Origin of the sequence: Virgibacillus salinus (genome assembly GCF_900102415.1) — a bacterium.
Lineage (GTDB): Bacteria > Bacillota > Bacilli > Bacillales > Amphibacillaceae > Lentibacillus > Lentibacillus subterraneus.
This window is the reverse complement of sequence record NZ_FNKD01000002.1, coordinates 309,173-333,716: the sequence shown is the minus strand read 5'-3', so window position 1 is coordinate 333,716 and position 24,544 is coordinate 309,173. Positions and strand designations below refer to the sequence as shown.

General features: G+C 35.4%; 22 protein-coding genes and 6 tRNA genes. 4 read left to right on the top strand and 24 right to left on the bottom strand.

The window, feature by feature from the left end; genetic code table 11:
• Positions 1 to 27: 27 nt before the first annotated feature.
• From BLS02_RS08455 to BLS02_RS08440, 4 genes are all read right to left on the bottom strand, one after another.
• Positions 28 to 1,932, bottom strand: a complete 1,905-nt coding sequence (locus BLS02_RS08455; protein WP_092492568.1) for an LTA synthase family protein — start codon at positions 1,930 to 1,932, stop codon at positions 28 to 30.
• A gap of 219 nt (positions 1,933 to 2,151) precedes the next feature.
• Positions 2,152 to 3,123 (bottom strand): ROK family glucokinase, encoded by a 972-nt coding sequence (locus BLS02_RS08450; RefSeq protein ID WP_092492567.1) that lies wholly within the window; start codon positions 3,121 to 3,123, stop codon positions 2,152 to 2,154.
• Positions 3,123 to 3,335: a YqgQ family protein gene (locus BLS02_RS08445; protein ID WP_092492566.1), complete on the bottom strand. Its 213-nt coding sequence runs from the start codon at positions 3,333 to 3,335 to the stop codon at positions 3,123 to 3,125. Before BLS02_RS08445 ends, BLS02_RS08450 begins: the two co-directional genes overlap by 1 nt.
• 69 nt (positions 3,336 to 3,404) lie before the next feature.
• Positions 3,405 to 4,862: a spore germination protein gene (locus tag BLS02_RS08440; protein ID WP_092492565.1), complete on the bottom strand. Its 1,458-nt coding sequence runs from the start codon at positions 4,860 to 4,862 to the stop codon at positions 3,405 to 3,407.
• A gap of 133 nt (positions 4,863 to 4,995) precedes the next feature.
• On the opposite strand from BLS02_RS08440, the gene BLS02_RS08435 reads away from it, so the two are divergent.
• A complete protein-coding gene (locus tag BLS02_RS08435; protein WP_254788741.1) occupies positions 4,996 to 5,871 on the top strand; it encodes a hypothetical protein in 876 nt (291 codons plus the stop codon).
• 126 nt (positions 5,872 to 5,997) lie between these two features.
• Here BLS02_RS08435 and BLS02_RS08430 read toward each other — a convergent pair whose 3' ends face one another.
• From BLS02_RS08430 to rpmG, 4 genes are all read right to left on the bottom strand, one after another.
• Complete coding sequence (locus BLS02_RS08430; RefSeq protein ID WP_092492564.1) at positions 5,998 to 7,539, bottom strand: rhomboid family intramembrane serine protease; 1,542 nt, start codon at positions 7,537 to 7,539, stop codon at positions 5,998 to 6,000.
• Positions 7,540 to 8,233: 694 nt separating this feature from the next.
• On the bottom strand, positions 8,234 to 9,250 hold the full coding sequence (locus tag BLS02_RS08420; RefSeq protein WP_175559466.1) for a ThiF family adenylyltransferase: 1,017 nt from the start codon (positions 9,248 to 9,250) through the stop codon (positions 8,234 to 8,236).
• Positions 9,251 to 9,264: 14 nt separating this feature from the next.
• The gene (locus tag BLS02_RS08415) at positions 9,265 to 9,819 is read right to left on the bottom strand and encodes a 5-formyltetrahydrofolate cyclo-ligase (RefSeq protein WP_092492562.1); all 555 of its coding nucleotides are present in this window, start codon (positions 9,817 to 9,819) and stop codon (positions 9,265 to 9,267) included.
• 91 nt (positions 9,820 to 9,910) lie between these two features.
• Positions 9,911 to 10,060 carry a 50S ribosomal protein L33 gene (rpmG, locus tag BLS02_RS08410; protein ID WP_010530995.1) on the bottom strand — a complete coding sequence of 50 codons (150 nt, stop codon included), beginning with the start codon at positions 10,058 to 10,060 and terminating at the stop codon, positions 9,911 to 9,913.
• 273 nt (positions 10,061 to 10,333) lie between these two features.
• On the opposite strand from rpmG, the gene BLS02_RS08405 reads away from it, so the two are divergent.
• Together BLS02_RS08405 and BLS02_RS19170 are read left to right on the top strand one after the other, a co-directional pair.
• A complete protein-coding gene (locus BLS02_RS08405; RefSeq protein ID WP_092492561.1) occupies positions 10,334 to 10,546 on the top strand; it encodes a hypothetical protein in 213 nt (70 codons plus the stop codon).
• A 32-nt stretch (positions 10,547 to 10,578) separates the two neighbouring features.
• Positions 10,579 to 11,133: an endolytic transglycosylase MltG gene (locus tag BLS02_RS19170; protein ID WP_092492560.1), complete on the top strand. Its 555-nt coding sequence runs from the start codon at positions 10,579 to 10,581 to the stop codon at positions 11,131 to 11,133.
• 37 nt (positions 11,134 to 11,170) lie between these two features.
• On the opposite strand, the gene phoU is transcribed toward BLS02_RS19170, so the two are convergent.
• From phoU to BLS02_RS08315, 16 genes are all read right to left on the bottom strand, one after another.
• Positions 11,171 to 11,827 (bottom strand): phosphate signaling complex protein PhoU, encoded by a 657-nt coding sequence (phoU, locus tag BLS02_RS08395; protein WP_092492559.1) that lies wholly within the window; start codon positions 11,825 to 11,827, stop codon positions 11,171 to 11,173.
• 20 nt (positions 11,828 to 11,847) lie between these two features.
• Positions 11,848 to 12,672: a phosphate ABC transporter ATP-binding protein PstB gene (pstB, locus tag BLS02_RS08390; protein ID WP_092492558.1), complete on the bottom strand. Its 825-nt coding sequence runs from the start codon at positions 12,670 to 12,672 to the stop codon at positions 11,848 to 11,850.
• Between the two features lie 17 nt (positions 12,673 to 12,689).
• The gene (gene pstA / locus BLS02_RS08385; protein ID WP_092492557.1) at positions 12,690 to 13,568 is read right to left on the bottom strand and encodes a phosphate ABC transporter permease PstA; all 879 of its coding nucleotides are present in this window, start codon (positions 13,566 to 13,568) and stop codon (positions 12,690 to 12,692) included.
• Between the two features lies 1 nt (position 13,569).
• A complete protein-coding gene (pstC, locus tag BLS02_RS08380; RefSeq protein ID WP_092492556.1) occupies positions 13,570 to 14,496 on the bottom strand; it encodes a phosphate ABC transporter permease subunit PstC in 927 nt (308 codons plus the stop codon).
• A 150-nt stretch (positions 14,497 to 14,646) separates the two neighbouring features.
• Positions 14,647 to 15,600, bottom strand: coding sequence for a PstS family phosphate ABC transporter substrate-binding protein (locus tag BLS02_RS08375; protein ID WP_092492555.1), 954 nt, complete (start codon positions 15,598 to 15,600; stop codon positions 14,647 to 14,649).
• A gap of 398 nt (positions 15,601 to 15,998) precedes the next feature.
• Positions 15,999 to 18,077 (bottom strand): peptidoglycan D,D-transpeptidase FtsI family protein, encoded by a 2,079-nt coding sequence (locus BLS02_RS08370; protein WP_092492554.1) that lies wholly within the window; start codon positions 18,075 to 18,077, stop codon positions 15,999 to 16,001.
• A 76-nt stretch (positions 18,078 to 18,153) separates the two neighbouring features.
• Positions 18,154 to 19,425 (bottom strand): MFS transporter, encoded by a 1,272-nt coding sequence (locus tag BLS02_RS08365; RefSeq protein WP_092492553.1) that lies wholly within the window; start codon positions 19,423 to 19,425, stop codon positions 18,154 to 18,156.
• A gap of 244 nt (positions 19,426 to 19,669) precedes the next feature.
• Complete coding sequence (locus tag BLS02_RS08360; RefSeq protein WP_092492552.1) at positions 19,670 to 20,281, bottom strand: superoxide dismutase; 612 nt, start codon at positions 20,279 to 20,281, stop codon at positions 19,670 to 19,672.
• Between the two features lie 415 nt (positions 20,282 to 20,696).
• A tRNA-Phe gene (locus tag BLS02_RS08355) sits at positions 20,697 to 20,769 on the bottom strand.
• Positions 20,770 to 20,814: 45 nt separating this feature from the next.
• A tRNA-Ser gene (locus BLS02_RS08350) sits at positions 20,815 to 20,907 on the bottom strand.
• A gap of 9 nt (positions 20,908 to 20,916) precedes the next feature.
• A tRNA-Ile gene (locus BLS02_RS08345) sits at positions 20,917 to 20,993 on the bottom strand.
• A gap of 16 nt (positions 20,994 to 21,009) precedes the next feature.
• Positions 21,010 to 21,085: transfer RNA gene (locus BLS02_RS08340), tRNA-His, on the bottom strand.
• Between the two features lie 17 nt (positions 21,086 to 21,102).
• A tRNA-Met gene (locus BLS02_RS08335) sits at positions 21,103 to 21,179 on the bottom strand.
• Between the two features lie 3 nt (positions 21,180 to 21,182).
• A tRNA-Asn gene (locus BLS02_RS08330) sits at positions 21,183 to 21,257 on the bottom strand.
• 258 nt (positions 21,258 to 21,515) lie between these two features.
• Complete coding sequence (locus BLS02_RS08325) at positions 21,516 to 23,141, bottom strand: Na/Pi cotransporter family protein (protein ID WP_092492551.1); 1,626 nt, start codon at positions 23,139 to 23,141, stop codon at positions 21,516 to 21,518.
• 333 nt (positions 23,142 to 23,474) lie between these two features.
• Positions 23,475 to 24,110 (bottom strand): NfeD family protein, encoded by a 636-nt coding sequence (locus BLS02_RS08315; protein WP_092492549.1) that lies wholly within the window; start codon positions 24,108 to 24,110, stop codon positions 23,475 to 23,477.
• A 73-nt stretch (positions 24,111 to 24,183) separates the two neighbouring features.
• Between BLS02_RS08315 and BLS02_RS08310 the strand changes: the two genes are divergently transcribed.
• Complete coding sequence (locus BLS02_RS08310) at positions 24,184 to 24,534, top strand: hypothetical protein (RefSeq protein WP_092492548.1); 351 nt, start codon at positions 24,184 to 24,186, stop codon at positions 24,532 to 24,534.
• Positions 24,535 to 24,544: the final 10 nt, after the last annotated feature.

Genomic DNA, 24,544 nt, shown 5'->3' with positions numbered 1-24,544 from the left:
CATAATGGATCAGCTTTTTCAATTCACTTATTTACTTTTTGAAAAATCCACGAATCTAAATAGATCCCCATAAATTATCTCGTCTGAATATCCTAGTTCTTCTTCTACTTTTTCCTTAATAGGATCACATGCGGACTCTGCTTTACTTTCAGAAGTTGCGTTTTCTTTAGGTTCTACTGGTTCTCCAGTTTTACGATTATAGCAAATGTCACTTGTCGAAACATATTTCTGACTTACAAAGTCTCCATTTCGTAATGCTATATAATCTTTGCGGTCTTTACTGAACAAGTCATTACCGAAGTATATATCATTTTTAGTTGATACACCCAACATGTGTAGCAATGTTGGTTTAATATCTATTTGACCAGATACTTGAGACATTACTTTACCATCATCATGTCCTGGTATATGAATAAACATTGGTACTTCTTGTAACTGTACATGATCATATGGTGTGATTTCTTCTTTGTCTAAATATTGACTCATAGCTTTATTGTGGTTTTCACTAATACCATAGTGGTCACCCATAATAACAATGATAGAGTCTTCATATATTCCAGCATCTTTTAACTGTTGAAAGAATTTCTCAATTGCTTCATCAGTATATCGGACTGTTGGAAAATAATTATTCAGCGTATTGGAATTTGAATCATATTTATCAATTGAGCTATCTTCTTCACTTAATTCAAATGGAAAGTGATTTGTAAGTGTAATAAACTTTGAATAGAATGGCTTTTCCATCGACTGTAAATACTTGATCGATTGTTCGAAAAATGGTTTATCCTTCAAACCCCATCCGACAGAATTTTCTTGATTCACTTCATAGGCTTCTTCACCATAAAAGTGATCGAATCCTAAGCTGTCATACATTTGATCTCTATTCCAAAAGCTTTTGTTATTTGAATGAAATACCGATGAGTTATATCCTTCTTCCTTCAAGATCTCTGGCATTGCGTTATACTCATTCTGACCGTGCGTAAAGAAAACGGCACCTCTCGATAACGGATAAAGTGAGTTTTCCGTCAAGAATTCAGAATCAGAAGTTTTTCCTTGTAGTGTTTGATGATAGAAGTTTTCGAAATAATAGGTACTATCATCATTAACTAAACTGTTTAAAAATGGTGTTACTTCTTTACCATTTACTTTTTTATTTATCACAAAGTTTTGGACAGATTCCGCTGAAATAAAGATAACGTTCTTATCCTCTGCAATACCATGTAAAGGTGATTTACTGTCACTTTGAATATTTTGGTTTACATACTCTTTAATATCAGGTAATTCGTTGCCATCTGCAAAGACCCGCTGCGTTTTCACTTTTGAATGAACTGCTAAATCGTAAACATGATAATTAAACAGCCCAATATTTTTCACCAAATATTCACGGTCAAATGCACGAGTGAATAATTGAGGTCTTTCCATCTCAGCTAGGAAAAAGTTCCCTGCAAGTAGCATTAATGACATCGCTAATGCAAATACTCTTCCACTTTTTTGATAGCTGACTGACATAGCATTTGGTATTTTCTTACTTAAATACCATATAATTGCTACATCCACAACAAATAAAATATCGTATACTTCAATCAACGTAAAAATACTTGAGCCCAAGTCACCCATATTACTTGCCTGGAATAATTGTGGCACTGTTATAAAGTCGGTAAAAGAACGGTAGAACACAAGATTAAAGTATATAATAAACGTTCCAATTAATGCTGTGTAACGTATAAATTTCATTTGTCGAGACTGTTTTTTAAACCATACACTTATTGAAAAGAATAAAAAAGCAGAAACAAATGGATTTATAAACAGGATAAATTCCTGCATCGTATTTTCCAAGTCAATACTAAATAAAAATCGATATATAAAATAAGTCTTTAATCCAAATAATAATGTTGCAATTATAAACAACGGCATTTTGACTCGTTTTAAGTTCATCTTAGACCTCCTACAGTAAAACTTTTAACATTCTACATTACTATACTTATTCATTTCATTCAATACCCGTAACTATATTTTTAAAACGTGGCAAAAGACCTATACTACTATATGACGTTTATCTCCATCAAAAAGTTTCATAGAATTTATATTTTTTTATTTTAACGGTAATTAGTTAACAAATTATTATATTAATAGAAGAACTTCAAAAAGTAAAGGTTAAAATGTAGTGTTCATTAACTTTTGTTTCACTAAAAATGCTGCACCAATTATTCCAGCATCATTCCCAAGCTGAGCAACTTTTAGATCGCATACTTCACTTACTCTGCCCAGAGCATATTTACGGAAAGCATTATCAATACTATTTATAAATCCTTCCCCAGCTTTTGAAACACCACCGCCTATAAGAATCTTGGATGGATTTATAATTGTTGCAAGATTTGCGATTACTAACCCAAGAACATCTGCTGTATGGTCAATAACTTCTTTACTTAAAGCATCACCGTTATTTGCTAATTCAAAAATATCTTTAGTCGTTAAACTTCCATTCTCTCGATATAAGGATGCTAAACGACTTGTTGGATTTGTTCCAATTATATTCTTAGCTTGTCGAACTATTCCAGTCGCTGAAGCAATAGTTTCTAAACACCCTCTACGACCACAATTGCACTGATAACCGTCTTTTTCAATGGTAATGTGACCAATTTCTCCTGCTGTTCCATTTTCACCATTTAAAATAGTACCATTGGCGATTATTCCGCCACCAACTCCTGTTCCAAGGGTGATAGCGATAAGATTTCTGGATTGCTCACCGGCACCTCGCCAATTTTCGCCTAGTACTGCGATGTTTGCATCATTTTGTACAAATACAGGCAAATTAGATATAATTTTTAATTCATTCGCTATTTCCATATTCTTCCATCCGATATTAACAGCTTCATACACTCTTCCTGACTCTTCATGTATAAACCCGGGAGCACCTAGTCCAATACCAGTAATTGAATCTTTGTTTAATTGACCTATTTCAATTTTTTGTCTAAGTGAGTTCCAAATATCAGTCAGAATTGAAGTACCGCTGTTGGTGGCATTAGTTGGAATTTCCCACTTATCTAGGATATTCCCCGCTTCATTAATTATGCCAAATTTAATTGTTGTACCACCAACATCTATACCTATAATGTTTTGATCCATTAGGAACTCTCTCCTTTATCAACTCGTATTCGAGATGCTTCTTGTCGAAGGAGTAATGTAGCCTCCTGATATTCGTTTGGTTCAATAAATTGTGACTGATATAATTCTTTAACTTCAGCTTCCATTAGTTCAAGATCTGCTAAACGATCACCAATGTATATAATTGTTCCGAACCTTTTCAATAATTGTCGTACATCATATATAGTTTTCATTTAATCACCATTTACCATTATACCAAAATGTGTTGAAATAAGGAACAACAAAAAACCAGACCGAAAATATTAACGATCTGGATCCTTTGGATGTAAAAATGCTGGCCTTCTGTTTTTTAATGGCATGGGTGAACGAAGGAAGACGTCACGAAATGCCCGAAATGAAAAAGGTAGTAACGGCCAAAAATATGCAGTTTTGAATGAATTCATTCTTACTAAATACAGAATCCAGAGTGTGATTCCAACTGCATATCCAATTGGTCCAAATGATGCTGTTACTAATAGTAGAAACATTCGAACCAATCGATTTGCCAAACTCAATTCATAACTTGGTGTCGCATAAGTACCTATTGCAGCTACAGCTAAATAAAGAACAACCTCACTGGAGAACAAACCAACTTCCACTGCAACTTGTCCCATTAATATTGCTGCAACTAGACCAAGTGCAGTTGCCAAGGATGATGGGGTATGAATTGCAGCCAGCCTCAACATATCAATTCCTACTTCAGCTATTAAAAATTGTGCAATCAATGGAATAGATCCAGGTTCTGATGGACCTATAAATTCTAGACCGGTTGGTAAAAACTCTGGACTTGTGGAAAAAAGGTAATAAAGCGGTAATATGAATAGTGATACAAAAACTGCAATAAATCGAATAAATCTTAGATAAGCACCAACCAATGGTTTTTGCCGATAGTCTTCAGCATGCTGTAAATGATGCCAATATGTTGCTGGGGTAATCATTACACTTGGTGATCCATCGATAATGAGGAGTATATGTCCCTCATATAAATGAGCTGCAGCTGTATCGGGTCTTTCCGTATACCGGACAGTCGGATATGGATTCCAATGTCGCCCACTTATAAATTCATCAATTGTCTTTTCAGCCATTGGCAAACCATCAGTATCTATCTTCTGTAACACTGTTTTCAGCTTCTGCACGCGATCCTGATCTGCAATATCGTCAAGGTAACAGATACAAACATCTGTCATAGATCTTCTGCCGATTTGCAGGTATTCCATGCGTAAAGATCGATCACGAACCCTTCTCCTGGTGAGGGCTGTATTAAAAACAATAGTTTCAACATAGCCATCTCGCGAGCCTCGCACAACTCTTTCTAAGTCTGGTTCAGCTGGTGCCCTTACTGGGTAGGTCCTTGCATCAATCATGATTATTTCTTCAATACCTTCAACAATCAAAGCTGCTGGTCCACCAAGAACCAAATCAGCCGCCTTGTTTAAATCTTCCAGACGATCTATCTCTATATAGGGTATATATGTTTTGAAAAGTTTTGTTAATGGATCCGGTTCCAGCTGCTCTGGTTCCAGCTGTGCCAATAATTTCATTATATAGTGCAGAATCTCATCTTTTGCAAATCCATCAATCAGAAATAAAGCCATCTTTCTTCCTGCGTACTCTAAATCCAGAGAAATTACATCAAAGCTTTTATCTACAGCCAACCTATCTTTCATATAGTCGACGTTCTTATGAAACGAAGAAAATAACGATTTTTTTTCTCTTTCCATTAATGTGTCACCCTCATTTAGAAATCTATAACTAGTTTGTTACAAGTCATTTATTCTATTCTTGAATTAGCATAAACGGTTGTCCAAACTCATACATTTTATTTTAAGTGGGAATTACAGAGGATGATAGAGGATGATAATTGAAATGAATAAGAGGCTTTTAGTTTATATAGTAATATTACTTATAATATTGCCTGTATTTGTCTACATCATGCAGGTAAAGACTGTTCCAACTATTACGTTTTTTCCAATGGACGAAAAGACGAGCTTTGAAATGGCAAATACCCGTCTTGATTTGATATCTGAAAAAACCAATGACTCCTATGAGATAATCTGGGAAAATGATTCAAAAAGTGATAAGGAAATATATTTAAGGCAAGATGCTTCCTTGATATTTGATAATGGCATGTTAAGAGGTATTCGAAGTAAATGGATGGAAGATACAGATAGAATCCAGACAAAGGAAAAAATTTACGGAGAGGATAGCAGCTATTTTCAAGCAATATCCTATCATCATGGAGAGATTCATTATCCAGACGATCAAATTAAAAGTATACACAAAATGACTTACGATCAATTATACGTTATCGATTCTCCAAACACTGTACTAGAGTCTTTTAAAACCCCTAATAATAAATATGAAACCGAGTGGGCAACATTACTAGATCATACAACACATCAGCAATTATTATATTCGTGGAAGTTGCTAATTCGTCACTTTGATATTGCCAGTGAATCTTACATTTCCGTTCCACTTACAGAGCTTTACAAATATAATAATGAGCCTCTTCCATCACTAACACAAAAACAAACAAATCAGATTATTGGCCAACTATGGGAAGGAATCTATAAAAATTATATTATAAATGCTAAGAATATTGAAAAAGACAAATTAAAAAGTTACGTGCCTTTAGTTTTGTTTGATAAACAGAATAAACATTTAATAGTTTTATATGAAATAAATGGTAATAAAGAAAGACTGATTCAGCAGTATCCTGAATTTAAATAAAAAGATCTCACTGTGGGTGGTTAGGTGGTTACCCTCAAAAGTGAGCTTTTAGGCAATTTTTGTCAGTTTTGTAGTTTTTTAATTTTCGCAGTATACATTCTATTAAAAAATAGACTTCTGTTCGGTTCATTGATCAATAATCTTTTCATAAAACTTTTTAATATCATCACCGTTTGGTTTTATTTCATATGCCTTTTTAATTCGTTCTTGTGCTTTATTTACCTGTCCTTGGTTATAATATATAACCGCTAGATTAAAATGTGCCTCAGCAAACTCGTCGTTTATCTGTATTGTATCTTCCAAATCATCTATAGCCGAATCAATTTTATCCAGCTTTACATAAGCATAAGATCTTTGAAACAATAATTCATCTGCAAGGTCATCAGGATTCCTTAAACCAATTGTAGTAGCCTCTACTATTTCTTCATAATTTTGCACTGCTGCTAACTGCTCAGTTTTCATCAGCTGATAGGATGGGCTATTCAAATTATGTTGGATGCCAAATGTTATTAATCCAAAGATTATAATTGCATAAAGAAGGAGCGCAGAAAGCTGTATAGATATCTTTTTCATCCGAGGCAAATGCAAGATTGCCGAAGCAATAAATCCTGTAATTAATCCTCCCAGATGTGCTCCATTATCAACTTGAGGAACCATGAATCCAAATACAAGGTTTATTCCAATAATTATAAGTAAGTTTTTTCCCATCGTTTGGAAAAATAATTTTCTATGAATTAATCCAAAAAATAATAAAGCACCGAAAAGACCAAATAACGCACCAGATGCACCCGCTGAGATGTTAGTGGTAAATGCAAAACTAGCCAGTCCACCACCTATACCTGCTAAAAAATATATTAAAATAAAACGGATTGAACCATATATTCGTTCAACAGCCATTCCTAAATAATAAACAGCAAACATATTCATAAATAAGTGCAGGAATCCAATATGCAGGAACATAGATGAGACGATACGCCACCATTCACCATTTTCAATAATAGCAGGATTATACTTTGCTCCATACTCAATTAAGGTTTCTATCGATTTACTACTACCATTTAGTTCAAGTAATAAAAACATGATAATGTTAATGCCCAATAAAAAATAGGTTAAAAATGGTTTACCATTAGAGAATACATTGTCCGCCTCATTTTCTTTATTCTTCAGAATATTGTTCAATTGGGATTTATAATAATCAACACGTTCTTCCATATCCTGTTCTATCACTTTATGTGAAATACTCACATTTGAACTATCAATTGCTTCCTGCAGCCGTGAATGTTCTACTTCTTTTTCTTCCTCCGATAAATAGTAAACCTTCATTTTCATTGGATTCTTTTCATTTAATTGCATTGGTTTCTTAAGTATGTCCCAGTCATCTACCGGTGAATGGGAAGATATATATACATTATGTATTTGAATATGTTTGCCCAGAAAAAAACGTTTCATTGCTTTTGCTTTTTGAAAAACGACCCTTATATCCTTTTTTAAATGATTTTTCCAATCAAATCCTTTATGTATTAAGCGAACTACATACGATGTTTTATTTTTATATTTTTCAAGCCATATTTCCTGACCATTTTCATTTATGTGCAGTATTTCGAAGTCATCTTCTGCAACTAAGTTATATGCTAGTTTATAAAATGTATATTGCTCAGATAGGTACATTCGTTTTCCTCCCTGAAACCATCTTACCAAAAATAAATTTATTTTTCTTTTATTGTATATTAAAAGAAGCCGTCGTAGAACTAAGTGGTTCAGTTACGGAGTACAAAAAAGAAATGGCGCTCTTTATTGCTCCATTTCGTGGCTAATCAACACCACCATTAGAGGATTGTTGTGGAATAGGAAAGAGCATCAAATTGCTCTACAATTCAATGCTCAATTTGTACTACATTCTTACTACCAGTACTCCAAAGCTGATTACTTATCTTAGAACAGCTTTTTTAGAAAACTTGGCATTTGTTTAAGGGTTTCTTATGAAGATATATTTTGTTTTGTTAGAACTCCTTATACATTGGAGTGCAAGCCATGATGACACAAGTTCCATAGCTGCACTTATGCAATAAAAAGTATTTAAACTTTTTAACTGCTAAAATAAACAATCTAGTTTGTTGATCGACTGAACAAGTTTGGTAATATTTTATTACGGATTGCTGGCATGTTCATCGTAATCATAACTGCAATTCGTCGCAAGAAACTAATCGCCAATAGAGTGTTTACTATTCTATATCTCCATTTAAAGATTACTGTCACTACGGTCAATAAAAATGTAAGAACTAAAAAGATTCTCATCCTGACACCCTTTTCTGCTAATGATGTTGTGTTATTAATTGTTTTCAACATGTTGTGATTTTATGCATCAGGATCCAATATATCGATCATACCAAATTCTTGCCTGAACAGGGTCTTCAGTGCCTTGAACGAGAACACGCCCATCTTTGAAAATGACAAGACTTATAACTTCATTAAAAGTTGCTTTCAATAAAAATGGCGTACGTTGAACTATCGCTACTTTAGCTAATTGTTCTTCCCAGTTTTCCAAGTCCATATTTGATTTTTGATGAATTTGAACCGTATCACGCCCGCATAATACAGTCTCCCTATCTTGTGCAGTTCTTTGTAAGGCTGGATATTCATTTTTCTGGCATGTGCTACAGCTTGGGTCAGGACTTGACAATTTCATATCATATTGCTGGTTAAACCATATATCAACTGTTTTTAACGTGTTTCGTAAATTATTCTTATTTCCAGTCAAAAACTTTAGTGTTTCAGTCACCTGTAAAGAAGATATCATATCAACTGCAGGTGAAATCACGCCAACGGTCTCACATGTTTGGCCGTTATCGGTACCTTCGTTTGTAATACAACGTAAACATGGTGTTTCTTGGGGAATAAAGAACGCAGTCATGCCTCTTGAACTGACAACTCCACCATATGAAAATGGAATATTATGTTTAAAACAAATATCATTTAAAAGATAACGGGTAGAGAAATTATCTGTCCCATCCAATACTACATCAATGTCTTTTACTAATTCGTTTATATTTTCAATTGTAACGTTACCTACAATTGCTTCAATTGAGACAGAACTATTCATTTTTTCCAATTTATTTTTTGCGGCAATAGCTTTTGGCATTGCCTTTTTAGTATCTTCTTCATCAAAGAGCATTTGTCGCTGCAAATTACTAAGTTCAACATAATCACGGTCTATCAGGCGTACTTTACCAATACCTGCTCGTACAAGATGATTACATATCACAGTACCTAGTGCACCAGCACCAACAACAAGAACGGAACTCTTTGTCAACTTTTCTTGTCCTGATTCCTGTATTGGAGCAAACAACATTTGCCTTGAATAACGTGTCGAATCCACCATTGTATCTCTCCTTATCACAGAAACCCGCTTTCTGTAATTATTCTATCTACCGGAATATCCAATGGTTCAGCTGGTAATCCCTCTACTATTTGTTCATTGGAAGCAATGGATATTCTCTTATTTGGAAAATCACTCAAAAATCGATCATAATAACCTCCACCGAAGCCAATCCGAAATCCGTTACCATCAAATAAAAGACCTGGCACAATAAGTAACTCAATCATCCGTTTATCTATTTTTTCCGTTTTTTCAGGGATTGGCTCCAATAAATTATAATAAACCACTTCCAATTGTTCATATGTATTTATTTTATAAAATTCGAGTTTTCGGTCTTTTGGTCGGCATTTCGGCACACAGATAGACTTACCTTCATTCCAGGCGGTTTCAATGATTGGTTTTGTGTTCCATTCAAAACTATTGGAAATTGTAACACCCACAACAGCTGATTGCTTCCAAAAATCCGAGTTAACAACGTTTTGTGTCAGTATCTCCTCGATATTCTTTCTTTCTTCTTCAGAAAAACTCTTTAACATAGATATAGCATTCTTGCGTAATTCTGATTTATCCATTTGCTCACCCCTATCAAAAGTATATACAATCTTCGGTAAAAAATAAAACTCTTGCCTTCATCAGTGGCAAGAGTTTTATTTCAAAAAATTATTATTTTGTTTCACGATGCAATGTGTGTTTTTTTAGACGTGGGCTATATTTCATAAGCTCTAAACGTTCCGGGTTAGTACGCTTATTTTTAGTAGAAATGTAGTTACGGTCGCCTGTTTCAGTACATGCTAAAGTAATATTTACGCGCATATATTTTCCCTCCAAACTATAAAGTCTTGCTTTGGCAGATAAGAAGGTATAAATCCTCTTACTGCATAAGTGCAACTAAGGCTTTCGCTTTCTCCATTAAGGCTAGACGATAAGCCAAGTTTTCTAATAGGCATCTTTTATTATATTCAGACTTAATTATAATAGCAGATGTTAGAGAAACAATCAAGAATCTACTTGTAAAATATTGATGATTTCTCTTTTTTAAATTATATGTTATAAATATAATTGTACATGAATGGAGGGAAGAAAAAAATGATGTATGCGATAATTACTATTATTGTCATCGCTGTTGTATTACTTGTATTATCTTTCTTTATGAACGACAAATTTGACGAACTGGAAAGTGAATTAGAACAATTCTCAATTTCCACCATGCAGGATAATTACCAAATGAAAAAGAAAATTAAAATTTTAGAAGAAGAACTGCTTACCGATGACTTTTCCAATGATAACTTACATAATTAATAATTTAACTACTAGAGAGATAGGGGAAAATTATGAAACAACCAATTAGATCATTCGCACTTGGTCTCTTATCAGCTGGTATCCTCTTACTTGTAATGTTTTATTTTACAAATGATCCCAAAAGTAAAACTGAAAATATGTCAACTGATGACATGATTAAAAGTGTTGAAGCTGAAGGGTACCGTGTTTTAACAGAATCTGAGTATATTTCTGTTTCGGTGAAATCAGACGAGGATAAAAATGCTGGCGAAAATGCTAATAGCGAATCTCAACCGAAAGAAGAACAAAAGAATAATTCGACTTCCGATGAAAGTCAGGAAACTGAGACAGAAGAAACTAATGGTGAAGAGAAAAATGACCCAAGTACTGAGGAAAATAGTAAAGTAAACTATACATTAACAGTAAAATCCGGGATGGCACCATCGACTATCAGCAGCACATTGGCTGAAAATGGTATTATCGAAGACCGTGATGAATTTACTCAGTATATGGAAGAACAAGGGTATACAACGAGGGTTCAACTTGGTGATTTTGAATTAACAAGTAATATGAGCCATTACGAAATTGCTGAAAAACTAACTAATTAAGCTGTATTGCCACCGCAATACAGCTTTTTCTATCAAACTAGTTAAGTTTATAAGATTCTCCCTTCACCAGAAACAAAATACTTTCTCCGATATTGGTAATATGATCAGCAAATCGTTCGATATATCTGGCACTGAAAGCCATTTGCATTACAAATTGAATTTTTTCTGAATTTGTAGCTGTTTCGGTCAATAATTCGTGAATAATTCGTTCGTACAGTTTGTCAACTTGATCGTCCATCTCAGATAACTTACCTGCTATAGAAATATCTTCATATTGAAATGCATGCATAGCAGTATGAACCATTTCTACAGCCATGTCACGCATCTGTTTTATTTCATGATGGATTGTCAAACGGTGGTTCTCTCCTAAATGAATCGTCGATTTCGCAATATTTTTAGCATTGTCCCCCATCCGCTCTAAATCTGTTGTAATTCTTAATGCTATTATCAATCGGCGTAAGTCGGTTGCAACTGGCTGCTGTTTTGCAATCAGTAAAATCGTTTTATCGTTAATAGAATGCTCTTGTTCATCTATTTCATTATCCCGATCAATAACTTGATTTGCTAATTCAATATCCTGGTTATACAACGCATCAACAGCTCCACACAAGGCATTTTCTGTAGTTTGGGATAACACCATTATTTTCTCTTTAATATTGCTTAGGTCAGTTTCAAATTGTTCTCTAGCAACCATCAAAGTCCTCCTTTTATCTTTTATCCGAAGCGTCCGGTGATATAGTCTTCTGTACGCTTATCTTCAGGATTGGAGAAAAGTTCATCTGTATTGCTGTACTCTATTACTTCCCCATTCAGGAAGAAAGCAGTTTTATCCGAAATCCTGGCTGCCTGCTGCATGTTATGCGTAACTATTACGATACTGTAATCTTCCTTTAATTTTTGAACCAGTTCTTCTATTTTTGCTGTTGATATAGGATCTAACGCAGACGTTGGCTCATCCATTAATATAACATCCGGTTCAATTGCTAAACATCTGGCGATACAAAGTCTTTGCTGCTGACCACCTGACAAACCGAAAGCATTCTCCTGCAAACGATCTTTTACTTCATCCCATAGCGCTGCACCTTTAAGACTTTTTTCAACAATCTCATCAAGTACCTTTTTCTTTTTAATACCATGAATTTTAGGTCCATATGCAACATTTTCATAAATAGACTTCGGAAATGGATTTGGGTTTTGAAAAACCATTCCAACATTTGTCCTTAGTTCTTCAACTTTATACTTAGGACTGAAAATATCTTTTCCATTATAGTTAATACTTCCCAACATCTTTACGGATGGGACTAATTCCACCATACGATTTAGTGCCTTAATGAATGTCGATTTACCACATCCGGACGGCCCAATTATGGCTGTTACATTATTAGCCGGGATATCAAATTGAACATCATATAGTGCCTGATCGCTTCCATACCACAGACTAAAGTTCTTAATGGAATAAATTGATTTAGAATCTCTACTTTTTGGTTTAATCGTTGTATTTGGAACTGGTACATGTTTGGTCTCAGCTGCGCTATTCATCTTAAAAAACCTCCTAATTAAAATCGCTTCGAAAACTTATTTCGTATGATGACGGCAATCGAGTTCATAAATAGCAATATGACTAGCAATACAATAATCCCTGTTGATGCCACTAAATGAAATTCCTCTTGTGGTCTTCCGGTCCAATTGAAGATTTGAATAGGTAACACAGTAAAACCAGACCAGACATTTTCCGGTAAATAAGCGATAAATGAGAGTGCGCCTATCATTAGTAGTGGCGCTGTTTCCCCTATTGCTCGTGATAGAGCTAATATACCACCAGTAAGAATGCCTGGTATTGCTGCAGGTAACACAACACGGCGAATGGTCTGCCATTTCGTGGCGCCCATTGCAAACGATGCCTCATACTGGTTCTTTGGAATAGCCCTTATTGCTTCCTGGGAAGATACAACAATTATCGGCAGAATTAATAAGCTCATCGTCAATCCACCCGCCATAATACTTCTTCCCATTTCCATTAATCGTACAAAAACTGTAAGACCCAATAAACCAAATACAATGGAAGGTACCCCAGCAAGATTTGAAATATTTATTTGAATAAAGCGTGTGAATTTGTTCCTACTTGCATATTCCTCTAAATATATAGCTGTTCCAACACCCAGTAAAAGAGATACCGGTGCAGTTACAGCCATTAACCATAACGAACCGACTATTGCTGCTTTTATCCCGGCTTCTTCAGGAAACCTTGATGCAAAGTTTGTTAAAAAGCCCCAGTCCAAATGACCGATACCTTCTGAAAAAACCCGGTATAACAATACTATTAAAACCACTATCCCAAAAGCGGTAGCCGAAAAGAATAATTTATTCATAATCTGATTTTTAACTGATCGCTTACTCATTTTATTTTGAATAACCTGTTTATCGACCAAACTCATATTAGTATTCCTCCTTGAAACGACGGGAGATATATTGCGACAACAGATTCATTAATAACGTGAAAACAAACAACGTCATTCCAACCGCATAAATACTGTAGTATGTGGTCGATCCATAAGACGCATCACCTAAACTTACCTGAACAATATAACCTGTCATGGTCTGAATAGACTCCGTAACATCTAATGAAAGCTTTGGTGTTGCTCCAGCTGCGACAGCTACAATCATCGTCTCGCCAATAGCGCGTGATATACCTAATACAAATGAAGCAATGATTCCAGATAAAGCAGCTGGGACTACCACCTTTAACGCTACTTCCAGTCTTGTTGATCCCATAGCCAAAGCTCCATCCCTCATTTCATTGGGGACAGAACTCATTGCATCTTCAGATAAAGATGCAATCATCGGAATAATCATTACCCCTACAACAATTCCGGGACTCAACGCATTAAAAATTGGTAAACTTGGAATGACGTTTTGAAGCATAGGTGTAACAAAAGTCAAAGCAAAAAAACCATATACAATTGTGGGAATACCGGCCAATACTTCCAAGATAGGTTTAACGATTTTGCGTATATTTGGTGAAGCAAATTCGCTTAGATAAATTGCTGAGGCAAGACCAATCGGAATCGCAACAGCCATTGCAATAACAGTGATTAATAGCGTTCCTGATATTAATGGAAGAATTCCAAAACTCGGGTTTTCTCCAAATGGCCACCATTTCGTTCCTGTTATGAAATCAATAAAAGATACACGGTTAAAGAAAGTGATAGTTTCCACTAATAACGTAAGTGTGATGCCAATTGTAGTCAGTACAGATATTATTGCACACAGCAAGAAAATCGTTGGTGCTGCCTTTTCTGAAAAGCGAAGCAAGAAACGATTTGATTTATTTTTCTTCATCATGTCTTTAACGTTAACTGCCATATAAATACTCCTCTATAAAAACGTTTTGTTGCTGTCTGACAATAGCAATAACCTTAAACTATCTTAAGATGCAGGAAAGTGAGGAGAAGCATGTTCTGATTTAACTTCCCTCGCATGTTTTATTCCCGCAACCTTATTGTGTGATTTAGATTATTTACCTGCTAGTTCATCGATCTTTTGTAAGGCTTCTTCATATTTACTTTCCGGTTTAGCGACGTAACCTACAGCTTTTGCCATCTCACCAGCGTTTTCGAGTGTATATTTGGTGAATTCATATACTGAATCGTTTTGTAATGCTTCATTTTTCACATAGATAAACAGTGGTCTGGAGAATGGATTATATTCACCTGACTGAATTGTTTCCTGACTCGGTGTTACTGCTTCCCCATCACTGTTCACAATTGGTACTACCTTCAAATTATCTTTGTTTTCCGCGTAATAAGCATATCCAAAGTAACTGATACCATTCAGTGATCCAGTAACTCCCTGAACAAGGACATTATCATCTTCTGATAAAGAAGCGTCCTGACGAATTTGCGCATCTCCTAATACAACTTCACTGAAATAATCAAATGTTCCAGAATCTGCTCCTGGGCTATAGAATTTGATCTCTTTTTCAGGCCAGCCCTCTCGTACATCAGCCCAAGTCTTTACTCCACCATCTTCACTCCACATTTTAGTCAGTTCTTCGACTGTTAACTGGTCTACCCAATCATTTTCTTTGTTTACTACAATTGATAATCCATCAAGAGCGACTTCAATTTCCGTATACTCAATTCCATTTTCCTCAAGTAGTGCTTTTTCATCTTCTTTGATAGGGCGGGAAGCATTTGAAATATGCGTCTCACCTGCGATAAACTTTTCAAAACCGCCACCGCTTCCGGAAACCCCTATATTTACTCTTGCCTCCGGGTTCGCTGCCTGGTATTCCTCAGCAACAGCTTCCATAATTGGGAACACGGTAGACGATCCATCAACCATTATTTCTTTTGTACTTTCTTCTCCGTCACCGTTATTCTCACTGCCTTCTGCATTACCGCATGCGGCTAACAATACTAATAGTAATGACATTCCTAATGTTAAGATTAAAGACTTTGATTTCATTTTAATCCCCCTAATTATGGTAGTTTGTTAGGAAAGGAAAAAATTTATTCCCTCTCCTACAATGCAATCATATCTCACCAGTGTTAACTCCCCATTAATTAGTTGTAAAAATAATGTAAAGTTAGTAGATTAACAGAAATCAATTTTTCTATTCACTATTACAATCGAATCTGAAACAGAAAAAGTGTCATTAAAAGTTAAAATTTTAAATGACACTTCTTCACGTCGACATACGAGTGTAGTTATGAGTTATAATTTAGGGAATTTGGCTTAACGCCAGACCATAATGGCGAAAGCCTGGTTTGCACTTATGCAGTAAGAAAGAATTTTTGATTTCTTAACTGCTAAAAAAGCCCAAACCTTATTAATAAAGGTTTAGGCTTTTAGTGATAAAAAGGCTATTCTTCTTCTGTTTCTTCTTCTTGCAAATCAAAATAGGTATCTAAAATCTGTTCTCCAATTAATTTACTTGTTGGATGTGCATTTGGAATACCTGCATGTGGAACAACAACTGCAAAGGCGACTTCCGGATTGTCATATGGAGCATAACCAACAAGGCTATGATTTTCCGTATCCGTGGAAGATCCATTTTCATGAAAGATTGTATACTCGGCAGTACCAGTTTTCCCAGCTGCTCGATAATCTTTATCTGCAAAATTGCCAGCTGCTGTTCCGCCGGGCTCTTGATATACTTGACGGAATCCTTCTTGAACACGCTCAATATAATTATCATCCATTACAATTTTGTTTAAAAAATTTGTATTCTTACTTTGATAAACCGATCCCAATTCATCTTCATGGGGAACGGGCATCCTTATTTCTTTCATAAAATGTGGCTGAACACGATAGCCATCATTAGCAATGGTAGAAACATATTGCGCTAGCTGCAGTGTTGTATACGTATCATACTGACCAATTGCAAAGTCTAATAAATTACCCGCCTGAGGATTTGGACCCTTATAACCTGTTGATTCATATGGAAAATCAACGCCTGTTTTCACTCCAAGTCCAAATTGGCTGAAGTAATTGCGCATTTCCTGAAATGCTGCAGGGTCGAATTTTAGCTTATCATTTCGCTGATAATTGAAGTCGCCACCCATACGCATTGCAATATAAAACATATATACGTTGGATGACTGTCTCAATGCATCCAGATCATTAACCCACTGTAGGTTGCTATACGAACTTTTTTCAGGCGTTCCGGCAATTTTTATTGGCGCATCATAAAACCTTTGTCCAGGCTCAATAACACCTGATTCATAGCCTGATAGCACTGTTGCACCTTTGACAGCGGACCCTGGTGGATGACCAGCGTACAAGGATTTCAGTCCAGCATTTTCAAATTCATTGTCATCCCTGTTATAGTGTTGTCCAGCAACAGCCAACAATTCACCTGTTTGCGGGTTCATTACAACAGCAAGAGCATCTTCCAAATATTTATTCTTAGCAGGAGCTTTTTGTATAGCCGTTTTCAGTTCTTTACGTAATATCTTATTTAACTCTTCTTGAAGTTCCATATCAATGGTCAGGATTAGGTCTTTACCGCGTTGACCTTCAACTACTACTTCAGATTCAACGACTTTCCCGCTTTTATTCGTTGTATATTGAATTTTTTCCTTTCGGCCTCTTAAAATATTCTCATACTGCTCTTCTAATCCACTTCTGCCAACTCGATCATTTCTGCTATAGCCTCTTGTAAGGTAATACTCTTCCTTCTCAGCTAAAATCCCTTGTGACTGAGATGTTATGGTGCCTATAAAGTTACTAAAAGTTTTCCCGTATGGTTTTTCCCGATCCCAATCGGTAGTAGCGTTGACCCCTGGTAAAACATCTAAATGTTCAGCCACACGTGCAAATTCTTTTGGTGTTACATTTTCGTTCTTAATAACTTGTGGCGTTAATGTCATCGCCTTATCCATTTCTTTTTTAATGGCCATTATTTCAAGCTGCTTTTCAGAGTAACCCTTGATTTCCTCCTCTTTTATTCGGTCAAGCATCGTATTATATTCTTCAGCATTATCCATTTCTTCTATTTCTTTATCCGTTAATCGAGATCTAGCTTCTTCCGTATTATTCAAATACCAATACTCTTTTTTATTACGTGTTGAAACACCATAATCCCGATTCCCATCTTTATCTTCATGTGGATCCATTGATATATATGTAGCTAATTTCTCGGCCACATTCAACCTGTCTTTTGCTTGAATACCTTTAGCAGGTGTATAAGTAATTGAATATAATGGGTTATTATCAACAATTAAATTATGGTTTCGATCATACATTTTCCCCCGAGGCACCGGTATTTCTGTATAATCATTTTCAGTTTTATCGATTTCTGCCTGGAATTCTTCCCCATTCAATATCTGCACGACACCTAGCTGCAAAATTAAAACTGAAAACAATAAAAAGACAATAAAAAATAGTATATTTAAACGAAAGGGAAGTTGAGACTTTTTCTTTTTCTTTTTTTGAACCATGCTTCGGTTTCTCCCCCTTATATATAAAATTATCTCAACCTATTATAGCATTTATCTCTTTAAATTCTAACAGATATTAACGATTTTTTTCATCTGTCAATTGTTCCTTAATCATGACCTCTTTTTTACGTGGACTGCCTAAATAAATATCTTTAACAAATACATAAATTATTAAATGTCCAAGCCCAAATGCTACTAATAAAAACGGAATTATTTTTTCTGCGTCAAATAACGTAATAGCTAGCATGAAGATAACTATAGCTGTTACTCTCCCGGAATTGACAAATAGTTCTCGTACGACAATATATTCAACTCGAAAGTCTTTTGCCTTCCACGCTTTACCGATAACATCATATGTCATGGAAACATAAGGTACATTAATAATCGGATATGCAATACCTATTATTGCAGCATAAATAATAAGTTGGATATAACTTATACTGAACAGAATAATGTAGATAGAAAAATATAAAATTAATCCACCTGTAAGTATTGCCTTTTTTCGCATAGATGGTTTAATCCACTTCGTTACAATAAAGTAGAAAATAAAAGAGAGACCAGATAGGAATAAGTTAAACATCCCTAACGCAAATTCACTCTGAGTTGTAATGAATACCCAGATTGCAATAACAAACAGGAATATCCCTTCACGCAAACCTTGAAAGACATGCGCATTAAGGATTTTTCTCCAATTATTATTATGTCTTCTCTCAGCTAATACCCGTTTAAAATGAAAAGCACCTTCTGCCTGACGACGTTTTAAGATAAAACTGCATCCAACTGCACCAATAAACAAACAGAAAGAAATTGTAAAGATCGTAGTATACCCAATATTTGCTTCCATGTTTGCTATAATCGTACCAGCTAACAACGGACCAATCATACCACTAAAAGATTGGAGGATGCCTAGAAACCCATTGAAAAAATCTCTTGATTCTGGTTCTGTAATTTCAAATGTAAGTACATTAAATGCTAACCAGTAGAACCCAAAACCTATACCCAATAAACCGCCCAATAAAAAGTTATAGGTTGCAGCCTTCTCGGCAATAATTAACACACTCAAAAAAAATAGAGATAAAAATATTACCCCTAATCGCAGCACAATAACCCGGTCAACCTTTTTAGCTATTTTCCCTGCCAAAATAAAAGTGATTGGCTGGAATAAATATATTCCTAAGTTATACATAGCAATTGTAATGTAATCACCGGATTGCTTCCATAAATATATATTGACGAATGTATTAGAGAGAAATATTCCTAACGAATAAAGGCCCCCTATTACCAGCAAAAAAATGAGATCCCTGTTTATATCTACTTTTCCTGCTATATTTTGAAAGATTTTATGCATATCTTTTGCTCCTTTTTATCGTTTATAGTTTGAGCAAATAGGTGTTAGATATGCAATTTAATTACATTAGTAAACTTGGCCTTATGAAAGGTTATATTGTTTTCTTAGAACCCTTATACTTTGGAGTGCAAGCCTTAATATAGATAATCCTTGGTTGTACTTATCAGTAAGAAAGTATTTATTCTTTTTTAACTACAAAAAAGACACGGGAATTGTGCTCCCGTGTCTTTTAAAGACTAATTAATTACTTAGCGTTGTTATAATTTTTAGCTACTTCATCCCAATTTACTACATTCCAAAAAGCAGAAGCGTAATCAGGACGCTTGTTTTGATATTTAAGGTAATATGCGTGCTCCCAAACATCAAGCCCTAAGACTGGCGTTTTGCCATCCGATAACGGTGTGTCCTGGTTTGGAGTACTAGTTACTTCAAGCTCACCATTGTTTACTACTAGCCATGCCCAGCCGGAACCGAAACGGCCTTTTGCAGCTGTTTCAAATTCTTCTTTAAACTTATCAAAGCTGCCAAATTTAGCTTTTAATTTATCAGCTAATTCACCAGAAGGCTCGCCACCACCATTAGGTGACATAACTTTCCAGAATAAGCTATGGTTTGCATGGCCGCCACCATTGTTTCGAACAGCGGTGCGGATATTTTCAGGTACTGCATCAAGATTGCTCACAAGGTCTTCAATTGATTTATCCTGAAGGTCTGCGTGTCCATCTAAAGCACCGTTTAATTTTGTTACATAAGTATTATGATGCTTCGTGTGGTGAATGTTCATCGTTTCTTTATCGATTGTAGGTTCTAAAGCATCGTATGCATAAGGTAGTTCTGGTAGTTCAAATTTAGCCATTATAATTTCCTCCTTTAATAATTATGTTATTAAAAGGTTTGAATATTCACCCTTTAAAATAAAGATTATCAAAGCTATCACACACATGCAAATTATATGCATATTTTTACAGTGTGGATAGTGAAAATAATCCACATTAAATTATTCCCGGATTTTTGCATATGAAACATATATTCTGAGAAAGAAAAAAAGCGTAAGTGCCTGTTCAGCGGCGTATGGAATTCGCTCATCGCTTCGGGTGGGTCGACGTTGTCACAGGATGTGGTGATTTTAGTCGAACATCCTTTATTTCTTATCGTAGACATGGGGAGCAAAGTTCACTAGGCGCTGGACGTGGACGATTTAGAAGCACAGTTACCACAACACTTAAATTTCGTAGCTAAACAAAAAAACAAGCGATTTGCTTGTTTAAGGATGGCTCCGGACGGAATCGAACCGCCGACACAAGGATTTTCAGTCCTTTGCTCTACCGACTGAGCTACAGAGCCATATGAGGTTTTAGATTTAATAATTAGTGCCGTTTTAAATATGTATGGAGGAGGAAGAGGGATTCGAACCCCCGCGGGCTTTGACACCCCTGTCGGTTTTCAAGACCGATCCCTTCAGCCAGACTTGGGTATTCCTCCGAGTTTTAATGGTGGACCCTGCAGGACTCGAACCTGCGACCGATCGGTTATGAGCCGATAGCTCTAACCAGCTGAGCTAAGGGTCCTCTCTAAGTATCTTAATGGGGCGACCGGTGGGGATTGAACCCACGAATGCCGGAGCCACAATCCGGTGCGTTAACCACTTCGCCACGACCGCCATTAATATATAGTTTATGGTAGCGGCGGAGGGGATCGAACCCCCGACCTCACGGGTATGAACCGTACGCTCTCGCCAGCTGAGCTACACCGCCATATGGCTCCACAGGTAGGAATCGAACCTACGACCGATCGGTTAACAGCCGATTGCTCTACCGCTGAGCTACTGTGGAATAATCTTAAGTAAATTATCAAGGTGTTACAACCTTATTTTTCGTGCTCTTCGTGTTGAAAATTGATTTGAAATTAATTAGCGACGAAATATAATTTACCATGTACGACAGAATCTGTCAATAACTTAGACGATAATTTTTATTTATGTATGAAAATCTTATGAAGAAGCACCAATTAGAAGCACCATTATACACTATAGCATTTTATTGAGAGGTTTTCAATAAAAATAAAGAGGTGCATATGCACCTCCTCAAATATTACTCACCTAATACTTCCTCAGCGATATTAACTGCGTGATCACCAATTCGTTCCAGATTACTAATTATGTCGACAAATACTATTCCGGCTGAACCACTGCATAAGCCTTCATTCATACGAATGATATGCTTCTTCCGGTAAGTACGTTCCATCTTGTCTATTTCGTCCTCTTTTTGTACTACCGCAAGTGCTTCCTCGCGGTCCATTTGATCAAGAGCTTTTATTGCTTGTTTGACTGTTAATATAGTTAAATCAAACATATTATTTAAATCTTCTTCAGCTTGTTCTGTCAAGTAAACTTTATTTGAAATTTTATAATCAATTAACTCGATGATGTTCTCAAAGTGATCCCCAATTCGTTCAATATCACGAACAGAGTCTATTAACGCTGTGTGTTTCGCGCTCTCCAGTTCAGACATGGACTCTCCAGATAATTCAATTAAATAATCCGTAATTCTTTGATCCAGGTTATTAAGCGCACCTTCTATTTGCATTGCCATTTCTGAATGTTTCTGGCTTTGTGTTGTCAAATATAAGTTTGTTTCTTCAAGTCCTTTATATGCATATTCTCCCATGCGAATCACTTCTGATTTTGCCTGATCTAACGCTAAAGTAGAAGATTGTTGGATAAATATAGGGTCTAAATGTTTTGGTTTATATTCGACAATGGTATCGTCTCCTGGAATAATTTTGGTTACAATCCAGGCTAAAGCACCAATAAATGGAAATTGCACTATTGTGTTTACTAAGTTAAAGCTACCATGTGCAAAGGCAATAGTCATCTCTGGATTCAAACCTAAACTTGACTGCAAATATAAAACATATTGAGTAAAAAGCCCCAAAAGAACAAGAAATACAGTTGTACCTGCCAAGTTAAAAATTACATGTACATAAGCTGCACGTTTTGCTGCTACACTTGCTCCGATTGACGCAAGAACAGCCGTAATAGTTGTACCAACATTATCACCAAATAAAACTGGTACTGCCGCCTTCAATTCAATTGCTCCTTCAGAAAACAACCCTTGCAGTATACCTATTGTAGCACTTGAACTTTGCACAATTACTGTGAACAATGTTCCTATTATAACGCCTAAAATAGGATTGGAACTCATATTTAAAGTTAATTCCTGAAATGCCTCCAGGCTACGTAATGGTGACATCCCGCTGCTCATTAACTCTAAACCAAAGAACAAGGAACCAAAACCAAATACGGTTTGTCCAATGTTGTTAACTTTTTGATTTTTAAAGAAAAACAAAAGGAAACAACCAACAGCTATTATTGGTAGTGCATAGGCACCTAAATCTATACCTATGATGAATGCAGTCACAGTGGTACCAATATTTGCGCCCATTATAACACCAATAGCTTGTCTAAGAGTCATAAAGCCTGCATTAACCAACCCGACTGTTAAGACCGTTGTACCAGAGCTACTTTGTATTAAGATAGTAACAATTATACCTGCTAATACACCTAGGAAAGGGTTACTAGTGAACTTATCAAGTATATCTCGTAGTCGATTGCCTGCTGTTTTCTGCAGACCCTCACCCATATACTTAATACCTAATAAGAATATTCCCAAACCACCAATAAACTCAAATATCATTTTCTGTACATCAATATCCAAACATTATACCACCCTTCGAATCCTGTTGAAAACTGTCACATACCTTGTCCATTATTAAAGATAAATTCACCGTTTGTAAAGTAATTATTTAAAACTTTACATAAAATTTACATTCATATGTATGCTAAAAATAATACTATACTTATTAACTACCCTAACTTAAGGCTTTTCATTCTTAAACGTAGAAAAATTGGTTTATCAATCAATGGTTCTAATAATGAAATTGCTTTGGTAGAGCCTTCAATAACGACAAATTGATTTACAATAATTTTATCTTTGTATATAAAAAAAATAACACCCATGAACCAAGTCGATTCAATGAGTATTACCTTTTTATTCATTATTTGTATTTTCAACAAGAATTCTGGTCCCATCCACATCTACTACCTTTATCTTGGTATTCTCGGGGATCCATTGACCATTTGAAATAGCGCTGTAGTTTTTGTTTTTAATTCGAACCGTACCAACTGGGCGGAGGTTGCTTACTGTTTTACCTTCTTCATTCAATAACTGTTCATATTCCTCATTCATCGAGTTATACCCTGCTTCTTTAGTTAATTGATCTACTAACGTTAGTTTTGACCACATATCCCGCCGTTTAAATACTTTCAAGAAGAATAATGATGAAAATCCACCTAAAAGAACGCCAATAACTGCGTACATGCCTGCATAGAGATTTGGTGCAGTTAATGCTACAGCTGTAAGCATACAAGCTAAACCAATTGTTGCAAGAGTACCATCATTAATTACTTTACCATCAATAATAATAAGTAATAATCCAAGTAAATAAACAATAAGCATAATAATAAAGGAGCCTGTTTCCAGATAAACTGCAAAATATACAGTTATAAACCCTAACCCCATAAGTCCGAAAAATCCACGCATATTGACCAGCATTTCACCGATAAGAAATAAAGTCCCAAATCCAGTGATAATGAAGCCTATCCAATCTAATGAAAAAATATCCATGTACAAGCCTCCTTTTTCCGTCAATTATTGTACGTATTAATGATATAAATTGTTTCAAAAGAGGGGTAAAAAAATGAATAATATTTTAAAAACTTTTATATATATTTTAATTGCATTATTTTTTATAAGTATATATAAAGATTTAAGTATTGGAACAACTCTCACATCAATAAATAAAACTAAGCAACCACAAGAAGAATATGTAACAAATACCAAAAATATATCAGTAATGGAAGTGAAAGTTCATCATGGAGATACACTTCTTACAATAGTTGAAAAAATAAATCCACAACTAACTAATAATTTAGATGTTACTAAAATTGTAGCAGACTTTAAAGTTTTAAACCCCACCGTAGACCCTAAAAAATTACAACCTAACGAATTTTACTCATTTCCAATATATGAAAAAGAGGCTGATAATTAATCAGCCTCTC

Bases quoted from the DNA above. Each gene is read 5' to 3' on its own strand.
- BLS02_RS08455 (WP_092492568.1), bottom strand. From the start codon at position 1,932: ATGAACTTAAAACGAGTCAAAATGCCGTTGTTTATAATTGCAACATTA.
- BLS02_RS08450 (WP_092492567.1), bottom strand. From the start codon at position 3,123: ATGGATCAAAACATTATAGGTATAGATGTTGGTGGTACAACAATTAAA.
- BLS02_RS08445 (WP_092492566.1), bottom strand. From the start codon at position 3,335: ATGAAAACTATATATGATGTACGACAATTATTGAAAAGGTTCGGAACA.
- BLS02_RS08440 (WP_092492565.1), bottom strand. From the start codon at position 4,862: ATGGAAAGAGAAAAAAAATCGTTATTTTCTTCGTTTCATAAGAACGTC.
- BLS02_RS08435 (WP_254788741.1), top strand. From the start codon at position 4,996: ATGATAATTGAAATGAATAAGAGGCTTTTAGTTTATATAGTAATATTA.
- BLS02_RS08430 (WP_092492564.1), bottom strand. From the start codon at position 7,539: ATGTACCTATCTGAGCAATATACATTTTATAAACTAGCATATAACTTA.
- BLS02_RS08420 (WP_175559466.1), bottom strand. From the start codon at position 9,250: ATGGTGGATTCGACACGTTATTCAAGGCAAATGTTGTTTGCTCCAATA.
- BLS02_RS08415 (WP_092492562.1), bottom strand. From the start codon at position 9,819: ATGGATAAATCAGAATTACGCAAGAATGCTATATCTATGTTAAAGAGT.
- rpmG (WP_010530995.1), bottom strand. From the start codon at position 10,060: ATGCGCGTAAATATTACTTTAGCATGTACTGAAACAGGCGACCGTAAC.
- BLS02_RS08405 (WP_092492561.1), top strand. From the start codon at position 10,334: ATGATGTATGCGATAATTACTATTATTGTCATCGCTGTTGTATTACTT.
- BLS02_RS19170 (WP_092492560.1), top strand. From the start codon at position 10,579: ATGAAACAACCAATTAGATCATTCGCACTTGGTCTCTTATCAGCTGGT.
- phoU (WP_092492559.1), bottom strand. From the start codon at position 11,827: ATGGTTGCTAGAGAACAATTTGAAACTGACCTAAGCAATATTAAAGAG.
- pstB (WP_092492558.1), bottom strand. From the start codon at position 12,672: ATGAATAGCGCAGCTGAGACCAAACATGTACCAGTTCCAAATACAACG.
- pstA (WP_092492557.1), bottom strand. From the start codon at position 13,568: ATGAGTTTGGTCGATAAACAGGTTATTCAAAATAAAATGAGTAAGCGA.
- pstC (WP_092492556.1), bottom strand. From the start codon at position 14,496: ATGGCAGTTAACGTTAAAGACATGATGAAGAAAAATAAATCAAATCGT.
- BLS02_RS08375 (WP_092492555.1), bottom strand. From the start codon at position 15,600: ATGAAATCAAAGTCTTTAATCTTAACATTAGGAATGTCATTACTATTA.
- BLS02_RS08370 (WP_092492554.1), bottom strand. From the start codon at position 18,077: ATGGTTCAAAAAAAGAAAAAGAAAAAGTCTCAACTTCCCTTTCGTTTA.
- BLS02_RS08365 (WP_092492553.1), bottom strand. From the start codon at position 19,425: ATGCATAAAATCTTTCAAAATATAGCAGGAAAAGTAGATATAAACAGG.
- BLS02_RS08360 (WP_092492552.1), bottom strand. From the start codon at position 20,281: ATGGCTAAATTTGAACTACCAGAACTACCTTATGCATACGATGCTTTA.
- BLS02_RS08315 (WP_092492549.1), bottom strand. From the start codon at position 24,110: ATGGATATTTTTTCATTAGATTGGATAGGCTTCATTATCACTGGATTT.
- BLS02_RS08310 (WP_092492548.1), top strand. From the start codon at position 24,184: ATGAATAATATTTTAAAAACTTTTATATATATTTTAATTGCATTATTT.